At 27.9% G+C, this 24,300-nt stretch carries 24 protein-coding genes and 1 pseudogene; 21 read left to right on the top strand and 4 right to left on the bottom strand.

Going from position 1 to position 24,300, the window contains the following annotated elements:
• Nucleotides 1–226: pseudogene (locus tag BUA62_RS11500) on the top strand (IS1634 family transposase); the annotation flags it as partial.
• 150 nt (nucleotides 227–376) lie between these two features.
• Here the strand turns inward: BUA62_RS11500 and BUA62_RS06750 are convergent.
• On the bottom strand, nucleotides 377–886 hold the full coding sequence (locus tag BUA62_RS06750) for a ferritin (RefSeq protein ID WP_072864799.1): 510 nt from the start codon (nucleotides 884–886) through the stop codon (nucleotides 377–379).
• A 314-nt stretch (nucleotides 887–1,200) separates the two neighbouring features.
• On the opposite strand from BUA62_RS06750, the gene BUA62_RS06755 reads away from it, so the two are divergent.
• From BUA62_RS06755 to BUA62_RS06850, 20 genes are all read left to right on the top strand, one after another.
• Complete coding sequence (locus BUA62_RS06755; protein ID WP_072864801.1) at nucleotides 1,201–1,977, top strand: transporter substrate-binding domain-containing protein; 777 nt, start codon at nucleotides 1,201–1,203, stop codon at nucleotides 1,975–1,977.
• A gap of 1 nt (nucleotide 1,978) precedes the next feature.
• Nucleotides 1,979–2,719 (top strand): amino acid ABC transporter permease, encoded by a 741-nt coding sequence (locus BUA62_RS06760; RefSeq protein WP_234970293.1) that lies wholly within the window; start codon nucleotides 1,979–1,981, stop codon nucleotides 2,717–2,719.
• Nucleotides 2,716–3,411 carry an amino acid ABC transporter ATP-binding protein gene (locus BUA62_RS06765; RefSeq protein WP_072864804.1) on the top strand — a complete coding sequence of 232 codons (696 nt, stop codon included), beginning with the start codon at nucleotides 2,716–2,718 and terminating at the stop codon, nucleotides 3,409–3,411. Before BUA62_RS06760 ends, BUA62_RS06765 begins: the two co-directional genes overlap by 4 nt.
• 204 nt (nucleotides 3,412–3,615) lie before the next feature.
• Nucleotides 3,616–4,392, top strand: a complete 777-nt coding sequence (locus BUA62_RS06770) for a transporter substrate-binding domain-containing protein (protein ID WP_072864806.1) — start codon at nucleotides 3,616–3,618, stop codon at nucleotides 4,390–4,392.
• Nucleotides 4,393–4,701: 309 nt separating this feature from the next.
• Nucleotides 4,702–5,829 (top strand): citrate/2-methylcitrate synthase, encoded by a 1,128-nt coding sequence (locus BUA62_RS06775; protein WP_084670737.1) that lies wholly within the window; start codon nucleotides 4,702–4,704, stop codon nucleotides 5,827–5,829.
• Nucleotides 5,822–7,072: a 3-isopropylmalate dehydratase large subunit gene (locus BUA62_RS06780; RefSeq protein ID WP_072864810.1), complete on the top strand. Its 1,251-nt coding sequence runs from the start codon at nucleotides 5,822–5,824 to the stop codon at nucleotides 7,070–7,072. Before BUA62_RS06775 ends, BUA62_RS06780 begins: the two co-directional genes overlap by 8 nt.
• Complete coding sequence (locus BUA62_RS06785; RefSeq protein ID WP_072864866.1) at nucleotides 7,072–7,569, top strand: 3-isopropylmalate dehydratase small subunit; 498 nt, start codon at nucleotides 7,072–7,074, stop codon at nucleotides 7,567–7,569. The genes BUA62_RS06780 and BUA62_RS06785 overlap by 1 nt, the downstream gene beginning before the upstream one ends.
• 4 nt (nucleotides 7,570–7,573) lie before the next feature.
• A complete protein-coding gene (gene proC, locus BUA62_RS06790) occupies nucleotides 7,574–8,353 on the top strand; it encodes a pyrroline-5-carboxylate reductase (RefSeq protein WP_072864812.1) in 780 nt (259 codons plus the stop codon).
• A gap of 9 nt (nucleotides 8,354–8,362) precedes the next feature.
• Entirely contained in the window at nucleotides 8,363–9,607 is a 1,245-nt protein-coding gene (locus tag BUA62_RS06795) for a glutamate-5-semialdehyde dehydrogenase (protein ID WP_072864814.1), read from the top strand.
• 1 nt (nucleotide 9,608) lies between these two features.
• On the top strand, nucleotides 9,609–10,655 hold the full coding sequence (proB, locus tag BUA62_RS06800; RefSeq protein WP_072864816.1) for a glutamate 5-kinase: 1,047 nt from the start codon (nucleotides 9,609–9,611) through the stop codon (nucleotides 10,653–10,655).
• 12 nt (nucleotides 10,656–10,667) lie between these two features.
• Nucleotides 10,668–11,792, top strand: a complete 1,125-nt coding sequence (locus BUA62_RS06805) for an NADP-dependent isocitrate dehydrogenase (RefSeq protein WP_072864818.1) — start codon at nucleotides 10,668–10,670, stop codon at nucleotides 11,790–11,792.
• Nucleotides 11,793–11,945: 153 nt separating this feature from the next.
• Complete coding sequence (locus BUA62_RS06810) at nucleotides 11,946–12,809, top strand: RnfABCDGE type electron transport complex subunit D (protein ID WP_072864868.1); 864 nt, start codon at nucleotides 11,946–11,948, stop codon at nucleotides 12,807–12,809.
• A 68-nt stretch (nucleotides 12,810–12,877) separates the two neighbouring features.
• Nucleotides 12,878–13,495, top strand: coding sequence for an FMN-binding protein (locus BUA62_RS06815; protein ID WP_072864820.1), 618 nt, complete (start codon nucleotides 12,878–12,880; stop codon nucleotides 13,493–13,495).
• A complete protein-coding gene (locus tag BUA62_RS06820) occupies nucleotides 13,488–14,090 on the top strand; it encodes an NADH:ubiquinone reductase (Na(+)-transporting) subunit D (RefSeq protein ID WP_072864822.1) in 603 nt (200 codons plus the stop codon). The genes BUA62_RS06815 and BUA62_RS06820 overlap by 8 nt, the downstream gene beginning before the upstream one ends.
• A complete protein-coding gene (locus tag BUA62_RS06825) occupies nucleotides 14,090–14,686 on the top strand; it encodes an Rnf-Nqr domain containing protein (RefSeq protein WP_072864824.1) in 597 nt (198 codons plus the stop codon). Before BUA62_RS06820 ends, BUA62_RS06825 begins: the two co-directional genes overlap by 1 nt.
• Before the next feature lie 13 nt (nucleotides 14,687–14,699).
• Nucleotides 14,700–15,815 (top strand): NADH:ubiquinone reductase (Na(+)-transporting) subunit F, encoded by a 1,116-nt coding sequence (locus tag BUA62_RS06830; RefSeq protein WP_072864826.1) that lies wholly within the window; start codon nucleotides 14,700–14,702, stop codon nucleotides 15,813–15,815.
• A gap of 16 nt (nucleotides 15,816–15,831) precedes the next feature.
• Nucleotides 15,832–16,290 (top strand): hypothetical protein, encoded by a 459-nt coding sequence (locus BUA62_RS06835; RefSeq protein WP_072864828.1) that lies wholly within the window; start codon nucleotides 15,832–15,834, stop codon nucleotides 16,288–16,290.
• 14 nt (nucleotides 16,291–16,304) lie between these two features.
• On the top strand, nucleotides 16,305–17,771 hold the full coding sequence (locus BUA62_RS06840; protein WP_072864830.1) for an NAD(P)/FAD-dependent oxidoreductase: 1,467 nt from the start codon (nucleotides 16,305–16,307) through the stop codon (nucleotides 17,769–17,771).
• A 65-nt stretch (nucleotides 17,772–17,836) separates the two neighbouring features.
• Entirely contained in the window at nucleotides 17,837–18,709 is an 873-nt protein-coding gene (locus BUA62_RS06845; protein ID WP_072864832.1) for a DMT family transporter, read from the top strand.
• A gap of 55 nt (nucleotides 18,710–18,764) precedes the next feature.
• Nucleotides 18,765–20,579, top strand: a complete 1,815-nt coding sequence (locus BUA62_RS06850) for a UvrD-helicase domain-containing protein (protein WP_072864834.1) — start codon at nucleotides 18,765–18,767, stop codon at nucleotides 20,577–20,579.
• A 3-nt stretch (nucleotides 20,580–20,582) separates the two neighbouring features.
• Here BUA62_RS06850 and BUA62_RS06855 read toward each other — a convergent pair whose 3' ends face one another.
• From BUA62_RS06855 to BUA62_RS06865, 3 genes are read right to left on the bottom strand one after another with little or no spacing between them, the layout of a single operon-like run.
• On the bottom strand, nucleotides 20,583–21,701 hold the full coding sequence (locus BUA62_RS06855; RefSeq protein ID WP_072864836.1) for a TetR/AcrR family transcriptional regulator: 1,119 nt from the start codon (nucleotides 21,699–21,701) through the stop codon (nucleotides 20,583–20,585).
• Nucleotides 21,702–21,719: 18 nt separating this feature from the next.
• Nucleotides 21,720–23,420, bottom strand: coding sequence for an alpha/beta fold hydrolase (locus BUA62_RS06860; RefSeq protein WP_084670739.1), 1,701 nt, complete (start codon nucleotides 23,418–23,420; stop codon nucleotides 21,720–21,722).
• A 1-nt stretch (nucleotide 23,421) separates the two neighbouring features.
• A complete protein-coding gene (locus BUA62_RS06865) occupies nucleotides 23,422–24,300 on the bottom strand; it encodes a branched-chain amino acid ABC transporter permease (protein WP_072864838.1) in 879 nt (292 codons plus the stop codon).

The raw sequence follows: 24,300 nt of genomic DNA on the forward strand, positions 1-24,300 counted from the left end.
AACACTTGAATTAGAATTAGAAAAAAACAACATAGAATATTCTCATGATAAAATAAGAATTGCTTTGAAAAATATGGAATACATAGAATTTAAAACAGCAAAACAACATTTAATAGTCCGAACAAAAATAAATAAGTTAGGACAAAAGATATTAAAAGTATTAAATATCCCATTGCCAAAAATAATAACACCTTATAATGAATTTAAAGAAAAATATAAAATTTAGGGGGTGTGGTGACACTTTTGCTTTTAATAAAAAGTTAACAATCGATATTTTTCGCTATATTTCAGCGTTATCTCTTTTTCTAAAAAAAACAACTGTCAAAGTCAGGAAAAACAGCCGTATGTTAATATATATACGGCTGTTTTTTATTTATTATTCAGTTGCTGGCGGTTGAAAAGTTCTTGCTGCCAATTCTCTATCTAACATAAACAGAGCATTTGGATTATCTTTTATCAATTCTAATTTAGCAATAATTTCTTCATCATTTGCTTCTTCTTCAACTTGTTCATCAATATACCATTGTAAGAAATTAAATGTTGCTCTATCATGTTCTTTTTCTGCTAAATCTACAAGATCATTAATACATTTGGTTATATGCTTTTCATGTTCTAACGTTTCTTTAAAGACTTCTAAAGGAGAATTCCATTCGTTTTTAGGTTCTTTTATTGCAAGTAATTTAACTTTTCCCCCTCTTCCTAATAAATAATTATACATTTTCATTGCATGAAAAGTTTCTTCTTGATATTGCACATTCATCCAATTTGCAAATCCTTTTAACCCTTTTCTTTCAAAATATGCTGACATAGATAAATACAAATATGCAGAAAATAGCTCCTCATTAATTTGCTTATTCAATGCATCTTCCATTACTGCTGATATCATATACATCCCTCCTATATAGTTATTTCACTATTATAATTATATCATTTTTTTTCTTAATTTTGAAGTTGACATCTCGAGATTTTTATGATATAATAGTGAAAAATTACCCGGAGGGAAGATTATGAAAAAAAATTATTTAAGTTTTGCTAATAATATAAATTCAAATATAATATTAAGACATCGCTCAAGGTGTGGCTTCATGCTGACACCTTGAGTTGTCATATTAACTCAAGGAAAATCAGAAGCCACACCTTGTAAAGGTGTGGCTTTTTTTTATACAAAAATAAATTTAATTATATGGAGGTGTGGTTGATATGAAAAAGTTTATTGGTATCTTATTAGTAGTTATTTTTGCACTTGTTGGTTTTAGTGGAAAAATTGAGGAAATTCAAAAACGTGGTGTTTTATTAGTTGGTCAAGATCCAGCCTATGCTCCTTTTTATGGTGTAAATGAAAAAGGTGAAAGAATTGGATACGAAATTGAATTAGCAAAAATGATGGCTGATGTTTTAGGTGTAAAGGTAAAATTTGTTATTACAAATTGGGATGGAATCATTCCTGCTCTATTATCAAATAAATTCGATTTTGTTTTAGCTGGCATGACAATAACCCCTGAAAGAGCTTTAAAGGTTAACTTTACTACAGCGTATTATGAAACAGGACAAACTGTTTTTTATAATAGCGAAAAATATCCTAACGGTATTACCTTTGAAGATTTAAAAAAGATGGGTAGTAAGGTTAAAATAGCTGTACAACTTGGAACTACAGGAGAATTTACAGCAGAAAAATTATTCCCAGAAGCTAAAATTTTAACCTTTGAAACAGTAGATGCTGCAGCATACCAAATAATCACTAAAAAAGCTGATATTTTGATTTTTGATGAATTATATTATGGTTCCATTTCAAAAAAATATCCATCAATTAAGGTTTGGAATAAACTCTTAAATAAAGAAAAACTTGGAATTGCTGTAAAAAAAGATAACCTGGATTTATTATTATGGTTAAATACTTTTATAGAATGCAAAAAAACTGACGGTACTTTGGAACAATTAAAACAAAAATGGATGGTAGACTACGATTGGGGTGAATAAGTTGAACAAAAATTACTTACAAAAATTCATAGCTTATGCTGTATTAATATTCATATTAACTGTTTTTTATATGGAAATGTCTAAAACATATCCTTTTAACTGGCAAAGAGTACCATTTAAATATATGAATTTATATCTTCAAGGATTTTATATGACGTTAAAAATTTCTGTTTTTTCTGTTTTATTCGCATTGATTATCGGCATTATATTTGGTGTAATGAAAACATCTAAATATCAAATTTTAAAAGAATTTGCCAACACTTATACAACTATTTTTAGAAATATTCCATTATTGGTAATTATTCTCATTGTATATTATGGCATTGGTTCTATGATTGAAATAAGTGCAACAATTGGCGCAATTGTATCATTATCTTTATTTGAAGGTGCTTATATATCAGAAATTATTCGAGGTGGCATAGAGGCTGTGTCAAAAGGGCAGGTTGAAGCGGCAAAAACCATAGGATTAAATACCTTTTATTTATATATAGACATATTATTACCACAGGCTTTTAGAACAACTTTACCTGCTTTAACTGGACAATTCATAAGTCTAGTCAAAGATAGTTCTCTTGCATCTGTTATAGCTTTACAGGAATTAACTATGGTCGGGAGGCAGATTGCCACCTCCTCCTTTGCATCATTTGAATCATATATAACGGTAGCTATATTTTATTTTACGATAACAGCACTTTTACAATTATTAGGTAAATATTTCGAGAGGAGGTTTGCAATAATATGATAGAAATAAAAGGTCTAGAAAAAAGTTTTGGCAAGTTAGAAGTATTAAAAGGCGTAAATCTAAAGGTTTCAAAAAGTGAGGTTTTAGTAATTATGGGGCCTTCTGGATCTGGCAAATCTACATTATTAAGATGTATTGCTGGATTAGAAGAATATGAAAAGGGTATCATAATATTGGAAGAAAAAAATGTATTAGATTATACAAGAAAAACATTAGTTCAAAAAATAGGGTTTGTTTTTCAACAACATAATCTTTTTCCACATTTAAAGATAATTGATAATATTTCATTAGGCTTAATTAGAACAAAAAAAATGAAAAAAGATGAAGCCTATGAAAAAGCTTTAGACGTTTTAGATAAAGTCCATTTAAAAGATAAAGCTTATAATTATCCTTCTCAATTATCCGGAGGACAACAACAAAGAGCTGGTATTGCAAGAGCATTAGCAATGGATCCTGAAATTTTATTATTTGATGAACCAACATCTGCTCTTGATCCAAGTTTAGTATATGAAGTAAAAGAAACTATGGTTGAATTATCGAATATGGGAAAAACAATGATTGTAGTAACTCATGAGGTTGATTTTGCAAAAAAAGCTGGAGATAGAATTATATTTATGAAAGATGGAAAAATATTAGAAAATATGGATCCTGAAACTTTTTTTAAAAACGAATTAAAATACGAAATAGCATAGAATGAAAAGGAGGAAATAATATGTATAATATCGCTAAATATTATTTATATTTAAAAAATACAAATTCATTACATCATCATTTAAAGTGTGGCCTAAGGCTGACACTTTGAGTTGTCATATTAACTCAAGTGTAATCAGACAATGGCCACACCTTAAAAGGTGTGGCTTTTTTAATATTATAAAAAACTTTATGGAGGTGTTAGTATGAAAAAGTTTATTGGTATTTTAGTAGTAGTTATTTTTGCATTTGTTGGTTTTAGTGGGAAAATTGAGGAAATTCAAAAACGTGGTGTTTTGTTAGTAGGGCAAGATCCGGCTTATGCTCCTTTTTATGGAATAAACACAAGTGGCGAACGAATAGGTCACGATATAGCTTTCGCAAAAATTTTATCTGACTTTTTAGGTGTAAAAGTAAAATTTGTCATAACAAATTGGGATGGAATTATCCCCGCACTAATGACAAATAAGTTCGATATTATTTTAGCTGCAATGACAATTACCCCAGAAAGAGCTTTAAAGGTCAATTTTACTATACCTTATTATCAAACAGGACAAGCTTTAATGTATAATTCAAAAAAGTATCCTGACGGACTTTCTATTAAAAAAATTAACGAGATGGGAAAAAAAGCTAAAATAGCTGTTCAATTAGGTTCAACAGGTGAAATTGCAGCAAGAAAATTTTTCCCTAATGCTAGTATATTAACATTTGAAACAGTAGATGCCGCAGCATATCAAATAATTACCAAAAAAGCTGACGCAATTATATTCGATGATTTATATTTTGGCAGTTTATCAAAAAAGTATCCTTCAATTAAAATGTATGATGAGTTATTAACAAAAGAAAATCTTGGAATTGCTGTAAAAAAAGATGATATTGATTTGCTTCTATGGTTAAATACAGTTATAGAGACCTTAAAAACTGATGGAACATTAGAACAGTTAAAACAAAAGTGGATAATAGACTATAGCTGGGATAAATGATTAAAATAAAATTAACATTAGATTACCAAAATATAATTGTAAAAAAACTCTTGACTTTTTATAATATATATGCTAAAATGTAATAAAGGTTATCTTTACTATTTATAGGTGATTGGAGGCCATTATGTTCTTTCTAACAATTAAATCTCAATATAATATAACAAATACATTAAATAATCAACCCGAACCCAAGGTGTGGTCTTTGCAGCACCTTAAGTTCGGTGTATAGTTAAATTTTAACTTAAGGCAATCAAAGGCCACGCTTTTAATCAAAGTGTGGCCTTTTTTTATATTTGAGGAGGTGAAATGATGGATATTGATTTTGATGTAAAACATGGCTTAGAAGGTGTTGCTGTTGCTATTAGTTCAATATCTTATATTGATGGTGAAAAAGGAAAACTGGTTTATAGAGGTTTCGAAATAGAAGATCTGGTAGAAAATTCACATTTCGAAGAAACTGCTTATTTAATATGGTTTAGTTCTTTACCAAATGAAAATGAAATTGATTTTATTACTTCAATGTTAGCAAAAAAAAGAACCTTACCAAAAAAAATTATAGAAATGATGAAATCATTTCCAAAAAATGCTCATCCTATGGGTGTTTTAAGAAGTGTTGTTTCTTTATTGGGAATGTATTCTAAAAAAGATAGTTCTACTTTAGAAAATGCTATTAATCTAACTGCTAAAATACCAACTATTATTGCATATTGGTATAGAATAAAAAATAATCTCCCATTAATCCCACCAAAAGAATCTTTAAAACATTCTGAAAACTTTTTGTATATGATGTTTGGTGAAATTCCAAAACACTCTGATTTATTTGATAAAGCTTTGATACTACATTTAGAACAGGGAATGAATGCTTCAACATTCGCATCTACTGTTACAGCATCAACATTATCAGATATATATTCAATTATTACTACTGCCATAGGAACTTTAAAAGGCCCTTTACATGGGGGAGCAAATGAAAAAGTTTTAAATATGTTTAAAGAAATTAAATCCGTAGAAAACGTTGAACCTTACATATACACTTTAATATCAAACAAAGAAAAAATCATGGGATTTGGACATAGAATATATAAGACGTATGATCCAAGAGCTAAAATACTAAAACACTGGATAAAAGACTTATTTCTAAAAGATAATGTTGAATATTTTGAAATCGCTTTAAAAGTTGAAGAAATTGTAATTAAAGAGTTCAAAGAGAAAAAAATTTTTCCAAATGTAGATTTTTATTCTGGAATATTATACAACTATTTCAATATTCCTTCAGAATTTTTCACAACAATATTTGCTATGGCTAGAATAGTTGGTTGGACAGCTCATGCCATGGAGTATAGAAAAAACAATAGAATATTTAGACCAAGATCTATTTATAACGGACCTAAAGGATTGAAATATAAAGAAGTGAAAGGAGTTGAAAAGAATGGGTAAAAATTTAGCTGAAAAAATTTTAAGTGAGCATGTGGGACGAGATGTTGTTCCTGGTGAAATAATTGTTGCAGATGTTGATTTAGCTTTTGTTCAAGATGGCACAGGACCTTTAACTGTTGATCAATTTAATTATTTAAACTTTGATGATGTGAAAATTAAATCTTTTGTTTTTATAGATCATGCTTCACCTAGTCCAAGAAAAGAATTATCAAACACGCAAACCAAATTAAGAAATTTCTGCAAAAAAACTTCTGCTAATATATATGATATTGGAGAAGGAATCTCACATCAAATCGTAGCTGAAAAACATGCTAAACCAGGTGATATTGTGGTAGGAGCTGATTCTCATTCTTGTACGGCTGGCGCATTAGGGGCTTTTGCTACAGGAATGGGTTCAACTGATATTGCTCTAGCTTATGGCTTAGGAAAGGTCTGGTTAAAAGTTCCTAATTCATTTAAAATTATATTAAATGGAAAATTACCTTTTGGTGTATATGCAAAAGATATTATTTTATATTTAATCGGAATGATCGGTGCAGATGGTGCAACATATAAAGCTTTAGAATTTGCAGGTGACGGAGTTAAAAATTTATCCATGGAATCACGCTTAACCATATCTAATATGGCTGTAGAGGCTGGTGCTAAAGTGGGATTATTTCCTACTGATGAAATAACTAAAGAATATTTAAAATCACAAGGTAGAGAAAAGGATTTTAAAGAATTATCTCCTGATGAAGATGCTAAATATGAAAAAATTATTGAAATAGATGTATCAAAAATCGAACCACAAATCGCATTTCCTCATACAGTAGACAACACAAAGAACATTAAAGAAGCTATTGGAATAAAAATAGACCAAGTTTATATCGGAACATGTACAAACGGAAGAATTGAAGATTTAAGAGTAGTTGCTTCAATATTAAAAGGAAAAAGAAAAGCAAAAGATGTTAGATTAATTATTGCTCCTGCTTCTAAAGATGTATACTTACAAGCATTAAAAGAAGGTCTAATAAACATATTTATAGAAACTGGCGCAACAATTTTACCTCCAGGTTGCGGCCCATGTGTTGGTGTTCATGCTGGTGTTCCAGCAGATGGAGAAAAATTATTATCCACACAAAACAGAAACTTTCACGGTAGAGCTGGTAATCCAAATTCAGAAATCTATTTATCTTCTCCTGCCGTGGCAGCAGCAACAGCCATTACAGGATATATCACTGATCCAAGGGAGGTGTTGAAATGATATTAAAAGGGAGAGTTTGGAGATTTGGTGACAATATTTCTACAGATCATATAGCTCCTGGAAGATATTTCCATTTGCGCTCTAATCTCAAAGAACTGGCAAAACATGTCTTAGAAGATGCAAGGGAAGATTTTGCGCAAAAAATTGAAAAAGGGGATATTATTGTTGGAGGGCAAAATTTCGGATTAGGTTCTTCAAGAGAACATGCTCCAAGAATTATTAAAGTTGCTGGAATTTCATGTGTCATAGCAAAATCCTTTGCCAGAATTTTTTATAGAAATTCTATCAATATAGGATTACCTGTAATTGAATTAAAAGAAATCGATGAGATAAATGAGGGGGATATATTAGAAATAGATACAGAAAAAGGTATTATCAAAAATATAACTCAAGAAAAAATATATACATTTATCCCTTTTCCAAAATTTATAAATTCAATATTAGAAATTGGTGGTATTGATGAATATATAAAAAAATATGGGAATTATGGTGTGTGATAATATGAATATTGGAATAATAGGTGTCGGAAATATAGGTGGTATGATTTTAGACACGTTATATAATGAAAAAAATAATTTTAATATAATTAATAGAACAAGATCAAAAATAAAAAAATATGAAAATATAAAAAATATTACTATTTGTAAATCAATAAAAGATGTTTATAAAAATTCTAAATTTATCTTTATTGCAGTAAAACCTCAACATATCGATGAAGTCTTTGAAGAAATTTCTAAAATTGAAGAAAAAGAAAATTACATAATAAGTACTGCTGCTGGAAAAGAATTAAAAGAAATCACTGAAAAAACAGGAAAAAGTAATGTTGTAAGAATAATGCCTACAATAGTCTCAAAAATAGGAAAAGGTGTAACTGCTATTACCTTTAGTCAAGCAATAGAAAAAGATATAAAAAAGGAAATTATAGAATTGATGAAACCACTTGGAAAAATGTTAGAGTTAGAAGAAGAAAAGTTTGATGCTTTTACTATATTAAATAGCAGCGGACCTGCTTTCGTTGCTTTTATACTTGAAAGTTTTATAGAAGGTGCTATAAACATAGGACTACATGCTGAAACTGCTAAAGATATTGTTTTAAAAACATTTGAAGGTTCAATTAAATTCATAGAAAAAGAAAACATTGAACTATCAGAATTAAAATACAAAGTTTCATCACCTGGTGGCGTTACTATAAAAGGATTATACGAACTCGAACAAAAGGGTGTGAAAGGCGCTATTATGAAATCAGTATATGAATCATATTTAAAAAACAAAAAATTGTGAGGTGAAAAAGTGAGTGAATTACTTGATAAAGCCAAAAAAATAAAAAAAGCCTCTGAAATCTTAAAAAAAATGAATGCTGCAGAAAAAAATAAGACTATTATGGAAATAGCTAAAGAAATTAAAAAAAATAAAGATTACATACTCAAAGAAAACCAAAAAGATGTTTTATTAGCAGAAAAAAAAGGATTAAAAAAATCGTTAGTTGATAGATTAGTTTTAAATGAAAAAAGAATTCAGGGAATGATTAATGCTTGTAATACTGTAATTAATTTAAAAGATCCTGTTGGAGAAATATTCGATTCTTTTTTAAGAGATGATGGATTAAGAATTAGTAAAGTAAGAGTACCTTTAGGCGTTATAGGAATAATTTATGAATCTAGACCTAATGTCACATTGGAAGCCACTATATTATCATTAAAATCTGGAAATACTGTATTATTAAGAGGTGGTTCTGATGCTATAAATTCAAATAAAGCTATAGTTAAAACCATTAAAAGTGGATTAAAAAAATCCAACATACCTGAAAGTGTCATTGAAATAATAGAAGACACGAATAGAGATATTGTAAATGAAATGCTAAAATTAAATGATTATATAGATTTAATTATACCAAGAGGTGGTAAAGGGTTAATAGATTTTGTTGTAAAAAATGCAACTGTTCCTGTTTTAGAAACCGGTGTTGGAATTTGCCATATATTCGTTGATGAATCTGCAGATATAAAAAAATCTATAGATATCATAGATAATGCTAAAACACAGCGACCTGGCACATGTAATACTGTTGAAACTGTTTTAATACACAAAAATATAGCCGAAAAAATATTGCCTGGTTTAAAAAACAGGTTAGAAGAAAAAAATGTAGAAATACGCGGCTGTGAAGAAACTTTAAAAATAATCAATGTTAAAAAAGCAACTGAAGAAGACTGGAAAACAGAATATCTTGATCTAATTTTATCAATTAAAATTGTAAACGAAATAGACGAAGCTATTAATCATATAAAAACATATTCAACAGGGCATTCAGAATCTATTCTAACAGAAAATTATTTTAACGCAATGAAATTTATAAACGAAATAGATTCAGCTGCTGTATACATAAATGCTTCAACAAGGTTTACAGATGGGGGGGAATTCGGACTTGGCGCAGAAATGGGGATAAGCACTCAAAAAATGCATGCAAGAGGCCCTGTAGGATTAAAAGAATTAACAACGTACAAATATTTAATTTTTGGAAATTATAACGTGAGGGAATAATATGGAAAAAATTGTTATAAAAATAGGTAGCAATCTTCTTATAAAAAATAATGAAATTAATAAAAGATTTATAATTAATTTAAGTTCTATAATTTCGACTTTAATCGACGGAGGAAAAAAAATTGTTATTGTATCTTCTGGAGCAAATGCAGCTGGATTAAAATATTTAAATTTACACCCTTTAAAAAGCTTATCACAAAAACAAGCGTTATGTGCTGTTGGGCAGGTTCAATTGATGAAAATATACGAACAGGCTTTCAACTTTTATAATAAAAAAATAGCACAAATATTATTAACAAGAGATGATTTTTCTAACAGATATAGATTTTTAAATTTAAAAAACACTCTTATAGGTTTAAACCAATTAAATATTATTCCTATAATAAATGAAAATGATACTATATCAATTGAAGAAATTAAATTTGGAGATAATGATTTACTTTCAGCTTATTTCGCTGTTGGTTGGGGTGCTGATGGATTAATAATATTAACTTCTGTTGATGGAATTTATGATAAAAATGGCGAGATAATTGATGAATACAACGATTCTATAAACTTATTAAAATTAAAGAAAACTTCATTTGGAACTGGAGGAATTAATTCAAAAATATCTGCAGGAAAAATGGCTTCATATTCAGGAATAAAGACATGTATATGTAATGGAAATTATTTAGAAAATATTAAAAAATTTAGTTCAGGTGAAAATCCCGGAACTATTTTTCTACCAAATAAAAAGATGAAAAACAAAAAAGCATGGATAGCTTTTCTTTCAAAAAGCAAGGGGAAAATATATGTTAATGAAGGTGCAAAAGATGCGATCTTAAAAAGGAAAAGCTTATTACCTGTTGGTATTGAAAAAATTGAAGGCGATTTCACAAAGGGAGATCCTGTTAATATTTTTTTCAAAAATAAATTAATCGCTAAAGGTTTAGTCAATTTCACAAAAGATGAAATCGTTTCTTTAAAGGGTAAAAAAAGTAATGAAATATTAAAGGATTTTGATTATGAAGAGTTTATTCATGCTGATAATCTGGTTATTATGAATTGAGAGGTGAAGAAAATGGAAACTATAACAATATTATATATAGAAGGCGATGGAATAGGTCCATACATAATGAATGCTTCTATAAATGTTTGGAATAAAGCCGTTGATTATGTTTATTCAGGAAAAAAGAAAATTATATGGAAAGAAATTTATGCTGGAAAAAAGGCCTTAAAAAAATTTGGTTCTCTTTTACCAGATGAAACACTTAACCTATTGAAAGCATACAAAGTTGGAATAAAAGGTCCTCTTGAAACACCTGTGGGAAGCGGTCATAGAAGCTTAAATGTCACATTAAGACAAACTTTAGATCTTTACGCATGTATAAGACCTGTAAAATACATTAAAGGTATTGAAGCTCCTGTGAAAAATCCAGAAGACGTTGATATAATAATTTTTAGAGAAAATACAGAAGATGTTTATGCTGGTATTGAATGGGAAGAAAACTCAAAAGAAAGCGAAGAAATAATTAATTTTTTAAAAGAGCGTTTTAGAATAAAATTAAACAAATCTGCAATAGGTATAAAACCCATTAGCGAGTTTAAAACCAAAAGATTAATGAAAAAAGCAATTAAATATGCCATTGAGAACAATAGAAAAAAAATAACCATAGTTCACAAGGGGAATATTATGAAATATACTGAAGGAGCTTTTAGAAAATGGTGTTATGAGGTTTCAGATGAATTTAAAAAATCATTAGATGAAAATCAAATAGAAATAAATGACGTTATTGCTGACAATATGTTCCAACAACTATTAATTAATCCTAAAAATTATGATATTTTAATAACTCCTAACCTAAATGGAGATTATTTATCAGATGCTGCAGCAGCACAAGTTGGAGGAATTGGAATAGTTCCTGGCGCTAATATCGGAGATAACATTGCATTATTTGAACCGACCCACGGAACGGCACCTGGAATTAAAAATCCAGAAATGGCTAATCCAACTTCACTTATTTTATCCGGAGTTATGATGCTAGAATATATCGGATTTTCAGAGGCTGCTAATGTAATAAGAAATTCACTCGAAAAAGCCATTTTAGAAGGATATGTTACTCAAGATATATCAAAAAATCCAGAAAAAGCTCTTTCAACAAAAGAGTTTACCAACAAAATAATAGAATATTTTTCTAAAAATTAATTACAGCTAGATAAAGGCACCTTTTTATTAAAAGGTGCCTTTATTTAATTGAATAGATTTAACTTTGTAATAATTATAAAAGTGTGATATAATTTATACAAATAAAAAAATGGGGGTGGTTAAGTGAAAAACACTTTTTTCTTAAAACAGCCTATGATGCGACGAGTTCTGTATGCGTTAACCCCAATTTATTTATTCTCTTTATATTTCTATGGGGTAAAATTGGTGATTTTAAGTATTGTAGTTTTTGCAGGAGGTATTTTAACAGAATATATCATGGAAAAACGCGTGAATAAAAAAGTTTCAGAAGCCGTTTTGGTAACTTCTTTGCTATTTGTATTATCCTTACCTCCATTAACTCCATGGTGGATAGCTTTAACAGGAATAATTTTTGGGGTATTATTTGGAAAAGAAGTTTTTGGTGGATTTGGAAGAAACCCTTTCAATCCAGCTATAGTGGGAAGATTATTTATTTATATTACATTTCCCAATATAATGACATATGGTTGGATGGAACCTGGAAATTTTGGTATTAACGCAATAACAACTGCAACACCTTTAAAATTAATGAGAAGTGGTGAAGGTATATTTGATGTATTTAAAATGTTTTTTGGATTTAGAGCTGGATCAATAGGGGAGAGTTTTATTTTTTTAATAATACTTGCTGCAATTTATCTTATTTACACAAAAACTGCTAGTTGGAAAATTATTTTATCAACCTTTTTTAGTGCTACTATTTTAACCTACCTTTTTTATTTTTCAGGTTTTATAAACTATCCTATTCAATTTTTACTATCTGGTAGTTTGCTTTTTGTTACGGTATTCATGGCAACAGATCCTATTAGTGCCCCAAAAAACCAAATGGCTCATTGGTATTATGGTATTTTAATTGGTAGTGTAACTGTATTAATAAGAACTTTTTCTTTATTTCCAGAGGGAACAAGTTTTGCTATTTTATTAGGCAATACTTTTGCACCTTTAATGGATGAACTCATTAAAAATAAGAAAAAAATATAAGGGGGAATTTTAATGAACAATTTAAAATCTTTTTTTGACAAATCATGTCAAAAAAAGAAGGTGAAAAAATGAAAGATAGTAAATTATATGTTATTCTATTCACCTTTATTATTTCTTTTATATTTGTTTTTATACTCGCCTTAGCAAATGAACTAACTAAAGAAAAAGTTAAAATAAATGAAGAATTGTTTCAAAGAAAAGCAATTTTATCTGCAATGGGAATAGAATATAAAGATGATAATGATGCTTATAACATTTTCAACGAAAAAATAAAAGTAAAAAAAGTAAATGGTATAGAATTATATACTTCAAATGTTGATGGAAATGATGTTTATGCTGTTATTTTCGTAGGAAATGGTTTATGGAGTACGATTAGAGGCGTTTTAGCTGTAGATAAAAATTTAACAGAAATAGTGGGAATTGACTTTATTACTCAAAGTGAAACTCCTGGTTTAGGTGGAAGAATAGAAGAAAAATGGTTTAAAGACCAATTTAGATTTGAAAAAATAAAAGATGGAAAAATACATATGATTATAGGCGGAATAGGAAAAGGTGACTTTGACCATGAAAATGGAGAATTTGAAGCAATCACCGGTGCAACAAGAACTTCTGAATCTGTTGCTTTAATGCTAAATAAATATTTGTCCATATTAAAAGACCTCTTAGGGGGGGATTTAAATGAGTGAATATAACAAAATATTAAAAGAAAACGTATGGTATAACAATCCTGTTTTTGTTCAAATTTTAGGTATTTGTTCTGCTTTAGCTGTAACTAATAATTTAACAAACACATTTATTATGACTATTGCTGTAAGTTTAGTAACAGCTTTTTCAAGTTTAACTGTATCTATTATCAAAGGTCTAATTCCTAGAAAGGTTAGAATGATTGTCCAAACGTTAATTATTGCTTTTTATGTTATTATTGTTGATATTGTTTTAAGAGCCTATTTACCAGGCATTAGTAAATCTTTAGGTCCATATGTTGGATTAATAATTACAAATTGTATTATTATGGGAAGAGCTGAAGGTTTTGCTCAATCAAACGGGCCAATTGTCTCATTTTGGGATGGATTTACTTCTGGAATTGGTTATTTAGTAGTATTAATGGTTGTTGCTTTTTTCAGAGAATTATTGGGTTTTGGAACTTTATTTGGTTATAGAGTTTTACCAGAAGGATTTATATCTTGGACTATTATGTTAATGGCTCCAAGTGCCTTTTTTATGCTTGCAATTTTCATATGGGTTGCAAAAGGAATAATGTTAAGAAAGGAGGCTAAATAATGGCTCCTGATATAAGCCCTTTCATATTATTTTTTGCATCTATTTTTACAAGCAATATATTATTAGCCAATTTTTTAGGAATGTGTTCTTTTATTTCAATATCAAAAGATATAACTTCATCAAATGGTTTAGGAATGGCCGTAACTATGGTTATGACAATAACAACAGCCTTAAATTGGATTGTATATAACAAAATTATTATTCCCTTTGGCTTGGAATATTTAAGATATATCATATTTATAATTGTAATTGCTGCTGTAGTACAAATACTTGAGATGCTTATAGACCGTTTATCTCCTAATTTATACATGAGTCTTGGTATCTTTTTACCTTTAATAACTGTTAATTGTGCAATACTAGGCGTTTCATTATTTATGCAATTAAGATATTATACTTTCATTCAATCTATTTTTTACGGACTTGGTTCTGGCCTTGGATGGTGGCTTGCTATTATGGCATTAGCAGCAATAAGAAAAAGAGTTGATAAAAGTCCTAATGTTCCTGCTGCTTTGAAAGGGCCTGGATTGACACTAATTATTATAGGTATTATGGCTATGGCATTCATAGGTTTTTCTGGAATGCTTAACGTACAGTAAGCGAGGTGATTTGATGAGCAATATTATATTAGCTCCTTTAGTTGTTTCAATTATAAGTAGCGTACTTGCAGCAATAATAGCTATTGTTGATGGTATTGTTAATAATTATGGAGAAGTAAAAATAAATATAAATGGAAAAAAAGATATTACTGTAAAAGGTGGTGCTTCGCTTTTAACAACTTTATCTGAAACAGGTATTTTTGTTCCATCTGCATGTGGCGGACGTGGAAGTTGTGGCGCCTGTAAAGTAAAGGTTTTATCTGATGTTGGACCTCATCTTCCAACAGAAACACCTTTACTCACACCAGAAGAAATGAAAGAAAATGTTAGACTATCATGTCAAGTTAAGGTAAAAAAAGATATTGAAATTTGGCTACCTGAAGAATTATTCAATGTTAAAAAGTATAAAACAAGAATTGAAGCTATTAAAGATGTTACTCATGATATCAAAGAAGTAAAATTTAAATTATTAGAACCAACAGAAATTAATTTTAAGGCCGGTCAATATATGCAAATTGTGATACCCCCTTATGAAAAAATAAAAGAATCTACTCAGAGAGCTTATTCTATTTCTTCATTACCATCACAAAAAGATTCTTTTGAATTATTAATTAGATTAGTTCCAGGTGGTATCGCAACAACATATGTACATAATTATTTAAAAGAAGGAGATATTATAGAAGTCATAGGTCCATTTGGAGATTTTTATTTAAGAGATACAGATGCTGATGTTATTGGTGTTGCTGGTGGTTCGGGAATGGCTCCTTTAAAATCTATAATTTTTGATATGTATGAAAAAGGAATTACAAATAGAAATGTGTGGTATTTTTTTGGTGCTCGTTCTTTACGTGACCTTTATTATGTTGAAATGTTTAAAGAATTAGAAAAAAAATGGCCAAATTTCCATTTTATTCCTGCTTTATCTGAACCGTTACCAGAAGATAATTGGGAAGGAGAAACTGGATTTATAACAGATGTTTTAGATAAATATATTAAAGAAAAAATGGATCCTAATACGCCTAAAGAAGGCTATCTTTGTGGAAGCCCCGGAATGATTGGTGCTTGTGTTAAAATAATGACAAATAATGGTATTTCTGAAGATAAGATTTATTACGACAAATTCGCTTAAAAAAGGGGGATTATATATGAAAATGACTCCTGAATTTCAAAAGGCTCAAGCCAATATGCAACCTGGAATAATAACTGCAGATGGGTTTCTTGGTAATGATGAAAGAAATTTAGTAGATATTATTATGGAAGACGAAGAAATATTAATAAGTTTGAATTGCACTATTGAAAAAATCATTAAAAAAATGCTATATTTAAAAAAAGCTGGAGAAAAAGGTTTAGGAGAACCTATTACTGTTGATGGCAAATGGGAGGTTCAAGTAGGTGAAGCTAGAGGACATCTACCATGTCCTTTTGAAGATGGAATATTTAGAAAAGTTGTTACAAAGGTTACAAATCTTGAAAACAACGAAAGTATTATATTTAGCGATTTATCAATACATTTAATTGAAAAACATCTTTTTTTCCAAGGGAAAGGGTCACCTTTTAGACTTGATCCTTTAAAATTAATAAAAGTTCTTGATATTTGTAAATAGAGGTGAAATTTTTTATGTACGATATAACTATAATTGGAGCCGGTGTTGTTGGATGCGCTATTGCAAGAGAATTATCAAAATACGATTTAAAAATATTATTACTTGAAAAAACAGATGATGTGAGTAATGGCGCCTCAAAGGCTAACAGCGGTATTGTTCATGGAGGTTATGCTGCTAAACATGGAACTTTAAAAAGTAAATTATGTTTTGAAGGAAACAAAATGTATGATCAACTAAATAACGAATTAAATTTTGGCTTTAAAAGAACCGGCGCTTTGGTATTAGGGTTCGATGAAGAAGATGAAAAAAACATCAACAAATTATATGAAAACGGCCTAAAAAACGGAGTTGATAAGAAAGATATTAAAATAATATATAAAGACGAAATATTAAATTTAGAACCAAATGTATCAAAAAATGTAAAAATTGCATTATTAGCTAATGATGTGGGTATTACTTCCCCATATGAAATGACTATAGCCCTAGCTGAAAATGCTATAAAAAATGGAGTTGAATTAAAATTAGAAAATGAAGTTATTAACATTGAAGAATTTTCTGATTATTTTAACATTATTACAACTCAAAATACCTATAAATCCAGATATATTATAAATGCTGCTGGTGTTTATAGTGATAAAATTTCAAATATGCTCGGTATAAACGATTTTCATATAATCCCAAGAAAAGGACAATATATTATTTTTCATAAAGGTTATGGAAAAATAATAAATAGGGTGATTTTTCAAACTCCTACAAATAAAGGTAAGGGGATTTTAGTAACCCCCACCTTCCATGGTAATTTAATGATAGGTCCAAATGCTGATGAAATATCTAATAAAGAAGATGTTACTACTGATATAGAAACACTAAAATATATTATAAAAACGGCAAAAAAATCCGTGCCAAATATTGACTTAAGAAAGGTTTTAACATCTTTTTCTGGAATAAGACCTACTCCTTCAACAGGAGATTTCATTATAAAAGAGGCAAAGGAAAGATTTATCAATGTTGCAGGCATAGAATCTCCTGGCTTAACTTCCTCACCTGCTATTGCTAAAATGGTTATTGGTATTTTAAAAAATTCCGGATTAAATTTAACTAAAAAAAATGATTTTGATCCTTACAGAAATCCTATTATCATACCAAAAAAATTATCTTATAAAGAAGTTAATAAAATGCTTGAAATAAACTCTGATGAACAAATAATATGTAGATGTGAAATGGTAAGTAAAAAAGAAATCATTGATGCTTTAAATAGAGGAATTCCAATTAAATCTATTGATTCTGTAAAAAGAAGAACAAGAGTCACCATGGGTTTTTGTCAAGGAGAATTCTGTATTCCAAGAGTTAAAAAAGTTATCGCAGAAACATTAAATATAAAAGAAGACGATGTCCCAGTAAGAGAAAAAAAAAGCGGGATCTTACCTAAAAAGGTAAATCTAAATTACTTTAAATCCATTTTTGATAATAAGCTTCAATAATTTGTAATAATAACAAAAAGAATATATAATATAATAGATTTATAAAATTTATTGGAGGTGATTATTTGCATTATTTATTAGCTGTACTTTCAGCATTTTCATCTTCTGTGACTTCAGTTTTAGGAAAGTATTCTTTTAATATAGGAGCAACGGTATCTCAGATTTTATTTCTGAGATTTCTTTTTTCATTTTTGATATCTGGAGCTATTTTTGTATTGGTTGGATATAAATTTCATTTTAAAAAATTTATTTTTTTCTCATTTCTTGGCATTATAAATTATGGTATTGCTGCATACGCATTTTTTGTTGGACTACAATATCTTAACCCAGCTTATGCTACTGTTATATACTTTACAAACCCTATTTTTGTATCTTTGCTTCAAACCAAAACTACAAATAAAAAATTAAATATTGTAAACGCTTCTGCTGTTGCTTTATCTTTTGTAGGAGTTATAATAGCAAATATAGGCGAAAAAGCTTTTTTATCAAATCAAAGCATTGTTTTTGGTACTTTAATGGTATTATTTAGTTCATTTGTAAATGCTTTATTTGTTGTTTCTGTTAGTAAAAAAATAAAAGAAAAAAAATCAAATCCTTTTGAAAATGCTTTTTATACGTTTGCAGGTACTTTTATTTATTATTTTATATTAGTTATATTAAATGAAGAAGTTAACACATTAAGCGGTAAATTTTTATTATCTGGTTTTGTATTGGCTGTATTAGCTACATTTGTTCCTTTAACTTTAAACTATATATCTTTAAAAAAACTTCAATCGCATACATTATCTTTGATAATGCCTTTAGAATTGGTTTTTGCTTCAATATTGTCAGTAATAATTTTTAAGGAATCCTTTAATGCTTTAAAAATTATAGGATTTTTAATGGTTGGATTAGCTCCAATTATTGATATTTCAAATGTTGAATCACAATCTTTTTAAACTATTGATTATTATGAATAGAAAAATAAAAATGCTAAAAAAGTGGGTGTAATAATTGTTAGAAGGTATTAAAGTATGTCCTGATTGTGATGAAATTGTTGAAAATAGCGAAAAAATATGCCCTAATTGCGGTTATTTTTTTCTAAGGAAAAAATGTCCGAAATGTGATGAAACAATGAAAGATAACATAAAAAAATGTTGGAATTGTGGATGGAATTTTATAAATACAAAGAAAAAAAACATACCCAAAAAAATTAATTTTTATGAAAGTTATTTAAACGACATAAAAAACACTACTTTTAAAAATCATACATCACCAAAAAACAAAAAAAACTATATCAAATTAACAACAGAACAAATGGAAATTATAAAAAAAGCTGAAAACAGCAACTTAATAATAAACGCTTTCGCTGGATCAGGAAAAACAACAACTTTATTAAGTATTGCTTATGCATTAAGAAATAAAAGTTTCCTTTTCCTTGCTTTTAATAGATCAGTTAAAGAGGAAATTGAATATAAAATTAGAAAATCTAAATTAAATAATATAAAAGTATTAACCACTCATGGCTTGGCTTATAAATTTGCAAAAAACGATTTAAAATTCGAAAAAGTTGGAAAGGAATTAAACACTTTAGAAATATCTAAAATTTTAGATATTGATATTTTTATCGCAGATTTAGTAAAAACCGCATTTAATGATTTTTGTAATGGTGATTATATTGATATTTCTGATGAAACAATAGAGGAAATATTAAATTCAAATCAGAAATTAAGATTTATAAGAGAACAAAAAAAATATTTAAAAAATAAAATATCAAAAATTTGGAATTTATACATGAAAAACAAATTAACTATGACACATAATGTTTATTTGAAATTTTTTCATCTCAATTTAGAAAAATATGTAAATTATATAAACTTTGATTATGTTCTTCTTGATGAAGCTCAAGATACAAATGAAGTTGTGTTAGATATTTTCAAAAAATTAAAGGGTAAAAAAATTATTGTAGGAGATCCACATCAACAAATATACTCTTTCAGAGGTTCAATTAATGCTATGTATAAAATTAGAAATGAAATATCAGCTGAAATTTTATATTTAACTGAATCTTTTAGATTCCCAAATCATATATCCAATAAAGCTAATATTATTTTAAAAAATTTCAAAGGTGAAGAAAAAGATATTATCTCCTTTGATCAAAATAGTGATAATAATATAAGCAATTTGTGTTTTATAACAAGAACAAATGCTACTCTTATAAAATTAATTGATACTTTAAAAACTCTTGAAATAAAATTGGTAAGATCTCCTCAGGAAATATTCCATCTTCCTTTAAATATTTATTATTATATTAAGTATTTAAATGATAATAAAAATAGAGAAAAAATTAGAGAAAAATGGCTTTTTAACTTTGATTCTATAGATGAATTAAAAAATTATGCTGAAGACTTTGAAGATTATGAATTAATTTCAGCAATAAATATAGCCGAAGAATATGGCGAAAAATTATTTTCCCTTTTAAATACTGCAAAAGAAAAATATGAAAAAAATAAAGGAAAAATATTTCTTACAACTGCTCATACAAGCAAAGGTTTAGAATGGGATAAGGTTATAGTTTGCCATGATTTTCAAGAAATTATCGATTTATTAAAAAAAGAAAAATATAAAAAAGTAAAAGACTTTCAAAAAGAATATATTAATCACATTAATAAGGTAATTGAAGGTAAAAATGGCTTTTTTAAACATCAATATATTATCGATGAAATCAATCTTCTTTATGTTGCTATTACCAGAGCAAAAAAACAATTAATTTTATATTCTAACCAAGATATCTTTAATATTGATATAAACAAAAAGCTTGAGATATAATTCTCAAGCTTTAATATTTATTCCTTTGGTTAAATATTTTGATAGCTCAAATAAAAATTTCTTTTTATCCTTTATCGTATTTTCAAATAAATATTCAATACCTGTATAATGAGAGATTCCCATTAAATACATAGCTGTTACTTCTTTGTTTTTATTTTTAATATTTCTTAAATGTTTTATATAACCCTTTTTAAATTCTGCATAATATTCTCTTACTTCATTATTAACTACAAATTCTGCTTCTCTGATTATTTCATAATAGTTTTTATTCCGTTTAAAAAACTCCAAGAATAAATATATACCTATTAATTCCTTTTCTAATCTGTTTAAGTCTAAAGGTAAATTCTTTGATATGAATAATCGCGTTTTATGCCCTATTTGTCTAACAATTTCTTTTAAAAATTCTTCCTTACTAGGGAAATATATATAAAATGTTCCCACTGCCAAACTTACATAATTAGTAATTTCAAATATTTTTACCTTGTAATACCCTTTTTGGCTAAATAAATCTATACCTGCATTTATTAATAACTGTTTTGTTGTTTTTTCTTCTTCTTCACATTCTTTGATATCAAAATCAAACAATTTATTATCATTAGTTTTTTCAAAAAAAACTCCGTTAAATACTATATCAAAAAAATCTTCCACATTCATATTAATCCAACCATATGAAGACATAATACCTAAAAATCTTAAACCACCAATTATGTAAATATAATCGACCTCAGTTATTTCTCTATCTAAAATCCTTTTTAGTATATCAATATATAAATTCCTTAGTTCTTTTTCATATTGGGGGAATCTATATTGTCCTTCTCTAAAAATTGTGACTAATGTTTTATACTTTTTGGCTGCACCAAATACTATATTAAAAAAAGATTTAAGTTTCTCTTTTTTAGTATTACCAGAATATTTATAAAATTCATTTTTAAGAACCTCTAATAGATAATTAAGTAAATATTCAAACAATTGTTGTTTGTTTTTGAAATAATTATAAAACACTCCGTTTGAAAGATTTGCATTTCTACAAATCTCTGCGACTGACACTGTTTCATACCATTTTTTTGAAAATAATTCTATAGCTGAATCAATTATTTTTTCCCTTATATTAGCTTTTCTCATAATAACAACTCCAAACTTTTAAAAATTTCTCAACTCATTTATAAACAACTCTGGATCCTCTACAATAATTGAATGTCCAATATGATCAAACATTTTTAATTCTCCATTTAAATATTTCAATGTTTCTTTAGCCATTGCTTCTGTAATTAATAAATCTTTTTTACCAAGTATAAATAATACCTTATTTTTATAGTTTTTTGCAATATCTGTATAATCATATTTTTCTAAAGCTCTGGCATTTCCCGCAAAACAGTTTTCGTTCATCAAAAGAGCATCATTTGTAAGTTCATCCAATAATTTTTCATCCTTATTTTCTGGCATAATAGATTTTAACGCTGTTTTTAAAAGAGTTTTATTACCCTTATACATTTCTAAAACAGGATAATTCTCTTCTGGTGTTTTTAATCCATTTATAGGGGAAGAATCTATTAAAAGCAGTTTTTCGCTTTTTTCAGGATATCGAAAAGAGAGAGATTGAGCTACAGCACCTCCCAACGAGTGTCCTACAATTATAGCTTTTTCAATTTTTAATTTATCCATAAACATTTTTACATAATCAGCATATAAATCTATATCACACTTTTCTATTCTATCAGATCTTCCAAAATTTGGCAAATCCAAAGCAAATATTTTAAATCCTTCAATATTCATAACTTTTTGAAACCATCGTGCAGATGCAAAATTCCCATGTATCATTATAACAGTTTTCCCATTTCCATTTTCATAATAATAAATATTTTTTCCATTAATTTTAACATATTTTCCATTCATCTTTTTATCCCTCCATAATTTCTTTTTAAAGGCCACATATGGTATTTCAAAATATTTAAAATACGAAATAATTAAGCCATACATAATGCCTTTTGGAAAAAACAAAACAAAAATTATCAGCAACCCTCCAAATATCAAAGACATTGGTATGTTTGATCTAGAAAAAATAAATGGCAATCCTGTAATTACAATAGCTCCTATTAGCCCACCATGTATTGACGATATTCCACCTATAATAATCATAGCCAATAAATTTAATGATGTTGCTAATCCAAAATCCGTTGGTGAAATATACCCCATTGTATGAGCATACAAAGTACCTGCAATTCCTCCATATATTGCACTAATGATAAAAGCATGAAGTTTTATATAAGATATATTAATCCCATACGCCCTTGAAGCTATTTCACTTTCTCTAATCATTTTATATTTTAATCCAATTGGCGATTTTGTCAAAACAATAGCAAAATAAGATAATAAGACATAAAAAATTAAATTTATTATGTATATGCCAAAATCATTTTTTATTAAAGGAGGTATATCTCTTAATCCTACATGTCCTCCTAAAAAATCAAAAGCTCCTATTAATTGTTCAACAGCTATTCCAAATGCCATTGTTGCAATAGCTAAATAAAATCCTCTTAATCTCAATGCGGGTAAACCTATTATAATTCCTAAAATTGCAGATAATAACATCGCTATAATTAAATTAATAAAAAAAGGTATATTATATGTAAGGGTTAAATATGCTGTGGTAAAAGCTCCTATTGCCATAAAGGCACCATGCCCTATAGAAATCTGTCCTGTATATCCAGAAATTATATTTAAACCCAATGCTGAAATAGCAAATATTAATATACTTGATAATATCAATAATATAAAAGGTTTTGATAAAAATAAAATTCCTATTAATATCCCTATAAATAATATATAAATAGATTGCTTCATATTAAACTCTCCCTTCAAAACCTTTTGAAAAAATGCCAGAAGGTTTAACTATAAGCATTACAATAATTAATATTAAAATTATTGATAATTGAAAATCTGGTGAAATATAAATACCAACTATTTTTTCTAAAACACCTAAAATAATTCCACCGAATATTGCCCCAAACAAGCTGGAAAAACCTCCTAAAACACCAGCAGTAAAACCATATAATTGCATATTAACCATCATATTAGGATGAATATATTCTTTTGGAGCTATTAAAACAGCTACTAAAGAAGATAACATTATTCCTATACCCCATACTATTGAATCTATTTTATCTACACTAATACCTACCACTTCAGCACCAACTTCGTCCTGAGCTCTTGCTCTAATAGCTATACCCAATCTCGTAAATTTTAAAAAAAATGCCATTATTATAGCTATTGAAAAAGCTATTATAGTTATCCAAAAATCATTAATAGGCATAACCAATATATTTTCTCCTAAATTTATTATTATTGGCATTCCTGTAAACAATTCTGGAAAAGATTGATAATCTGTACCCCATATCAATACACTTAATCCTTCAAATATCATTAATAGTCCCAAAGTAACTATTAGCATTCCACCATGAGAAATATGCTTAATAGGTTTTAATAATTTATCTATTAAAAAACCAAGAAAATAACCAAATATCAATGCTGATAAAATGGAAACAATCAAACTATGTGTTAATGTATAAATCGAAAAAGCAAAAAATGCTGCAATCATTCCTGCATGTCCATGTGCAAAATTCATTACACCTACTGTGTTAAAAATAATTGCAATTCCAAATGCCATTAATCCATATAATGCTCCCTGAGGAATTCCTAAGATTATCCCTTGGAGAATCCACAT

The sequence above is a fragment of the Marinitoga hydrogenitolerans DSM 16785 genome (genome assembly GCF_900129175.1).
In the GTDB taxonomy this organism is placed as follows: domain Bacteria; phylum Thermotogota; class Thermotogae; order Petrotogales; family Petrotogaceae; genus Marinitoga; species Marinitoga hydrogenitolerans.

Coding starts and splice junctions, on each gene's coding strand:
- BUA62_RS06750 (WP_072864799.1), bottom strand. CDS start 886: ATGATATCAGCAGTAATGGAAGATGCATTGAATAAGCAAATTAATGAG.
- BUA62_RS06755 (WP_072864801.1), top strand. CDS start 1,201: ATGAAAAAGTTTATTGGTATCTTATTAGTAGTTATTTTTGCACTTGTT.
- BUA62_RS06765 (WP_072864804.1), top strand. CDS start 2,716: ATGATAGAAATAAAAGGTCTAGAAAAAAGTTTTGGCAAGTTAGAAGTA.
- BUA62_RS06770 (WP_072864806.1), top strand. CDS start 3,616: ATGAAAAAGTTTATTGGTATTTTAGTAGTAGTTATTTTTGCATTTGTT.
- BUA62_RS06775 (WP_084670737.1), top strand. CDS start 4,702: ATGGATATTGATTTTGATGTAAAACATGGCTTAGAAGGTGTTGCTGTT.
- BUA62_RS06780 (WP_072864810.1), top strand. CDS start 5,822: ATGGGTAAAAATTTAGCTGAAAAAATTTTAAGTGAGCATGTGGGACGA.
- proC (WP_072864812.1), top strand. CDS start 7,574: ATGAATATTGGAATAATAGGTGTCGGAAATATAGGTGGTATGATTTTA.
- proB (WP_072864816.1), top strand. CDS start 9,609: ATGGAAAAAATTGTTATAAAAATAGGTAGCAATCTTCTTATAAAAAAT.
- BUA62_RS06805 (WP_072864818.1), top strand. CDS start 10,668: ATGGAAACTATAACAATATTATATATAGAAGGCGATGGAATAGGTCCA.
- BUA62_RS06810 (WP_072864868.1), top strand. CDS start 11,946: ATGATGCGACGAGTTCTGTATGCGTTAACCCCAATTTATTTATTCTCT.
- BUA62_RS06815 (WP_072864820.1), top strand. CDS start 12,878: ATGAAAGATAGTAAATTATATGTTATTCTATTCACCTTTATTATTTCT.
- BUA62_RS06820 (WP_072864822.1), top strand. CDS start 13,488: ATGAGTGAATATAACAAAATATTAAAAGAAAACGTATGGTATAACAAT.
- BUA62_RS06825 (WP_072864824.1), top strand. CDS start 14,090: ATGGCTCCTGATATAAGCCCTTTCATATTATTTTTTGCATCTATTTTT.
- BUA62_RS06830 (WP_072864826.1), top strand. CDS start 14,700: ATGAGCAATATTATATTAGCTCCTTTAGTTGTTTCAATTATAAGTAGC.
- BUA62_RS06835 (WP_072864828.1), top strand. CDS start 15,832: ATGAAAATGACTCCTGAATTTCAAAAGGCTCAAGCCAATATGCAACCT.
- BUA62_RS06840 (WP_072864830.1), top strand. CDS start 16,305: ATGTACGATATAACTATAATTGGAGCCGGTGTTGTTGGATGCGCTATT.
- BUA62_RS06855 (WP_072864836.1), bottom strand. CDS start 21,701: ATGAGAAAAGCTAATATAAGGGAAAAAATAATTGATTCAGCTATAGAA.
- BUA62_RS06860 (WP_084670739.1), bottom strand. CDS start 23,420: ATGAAGCAATCTATTTATATATTATTTATAGGGATATTAATAGGAATT.
- BUA62_RS06865 (WP_072864838.1), bottom strand. CDS start 24,300: ATGTGGATTCTCCAAGGGATAATCTTAGGAATTCCTCAGGGAGCATTA.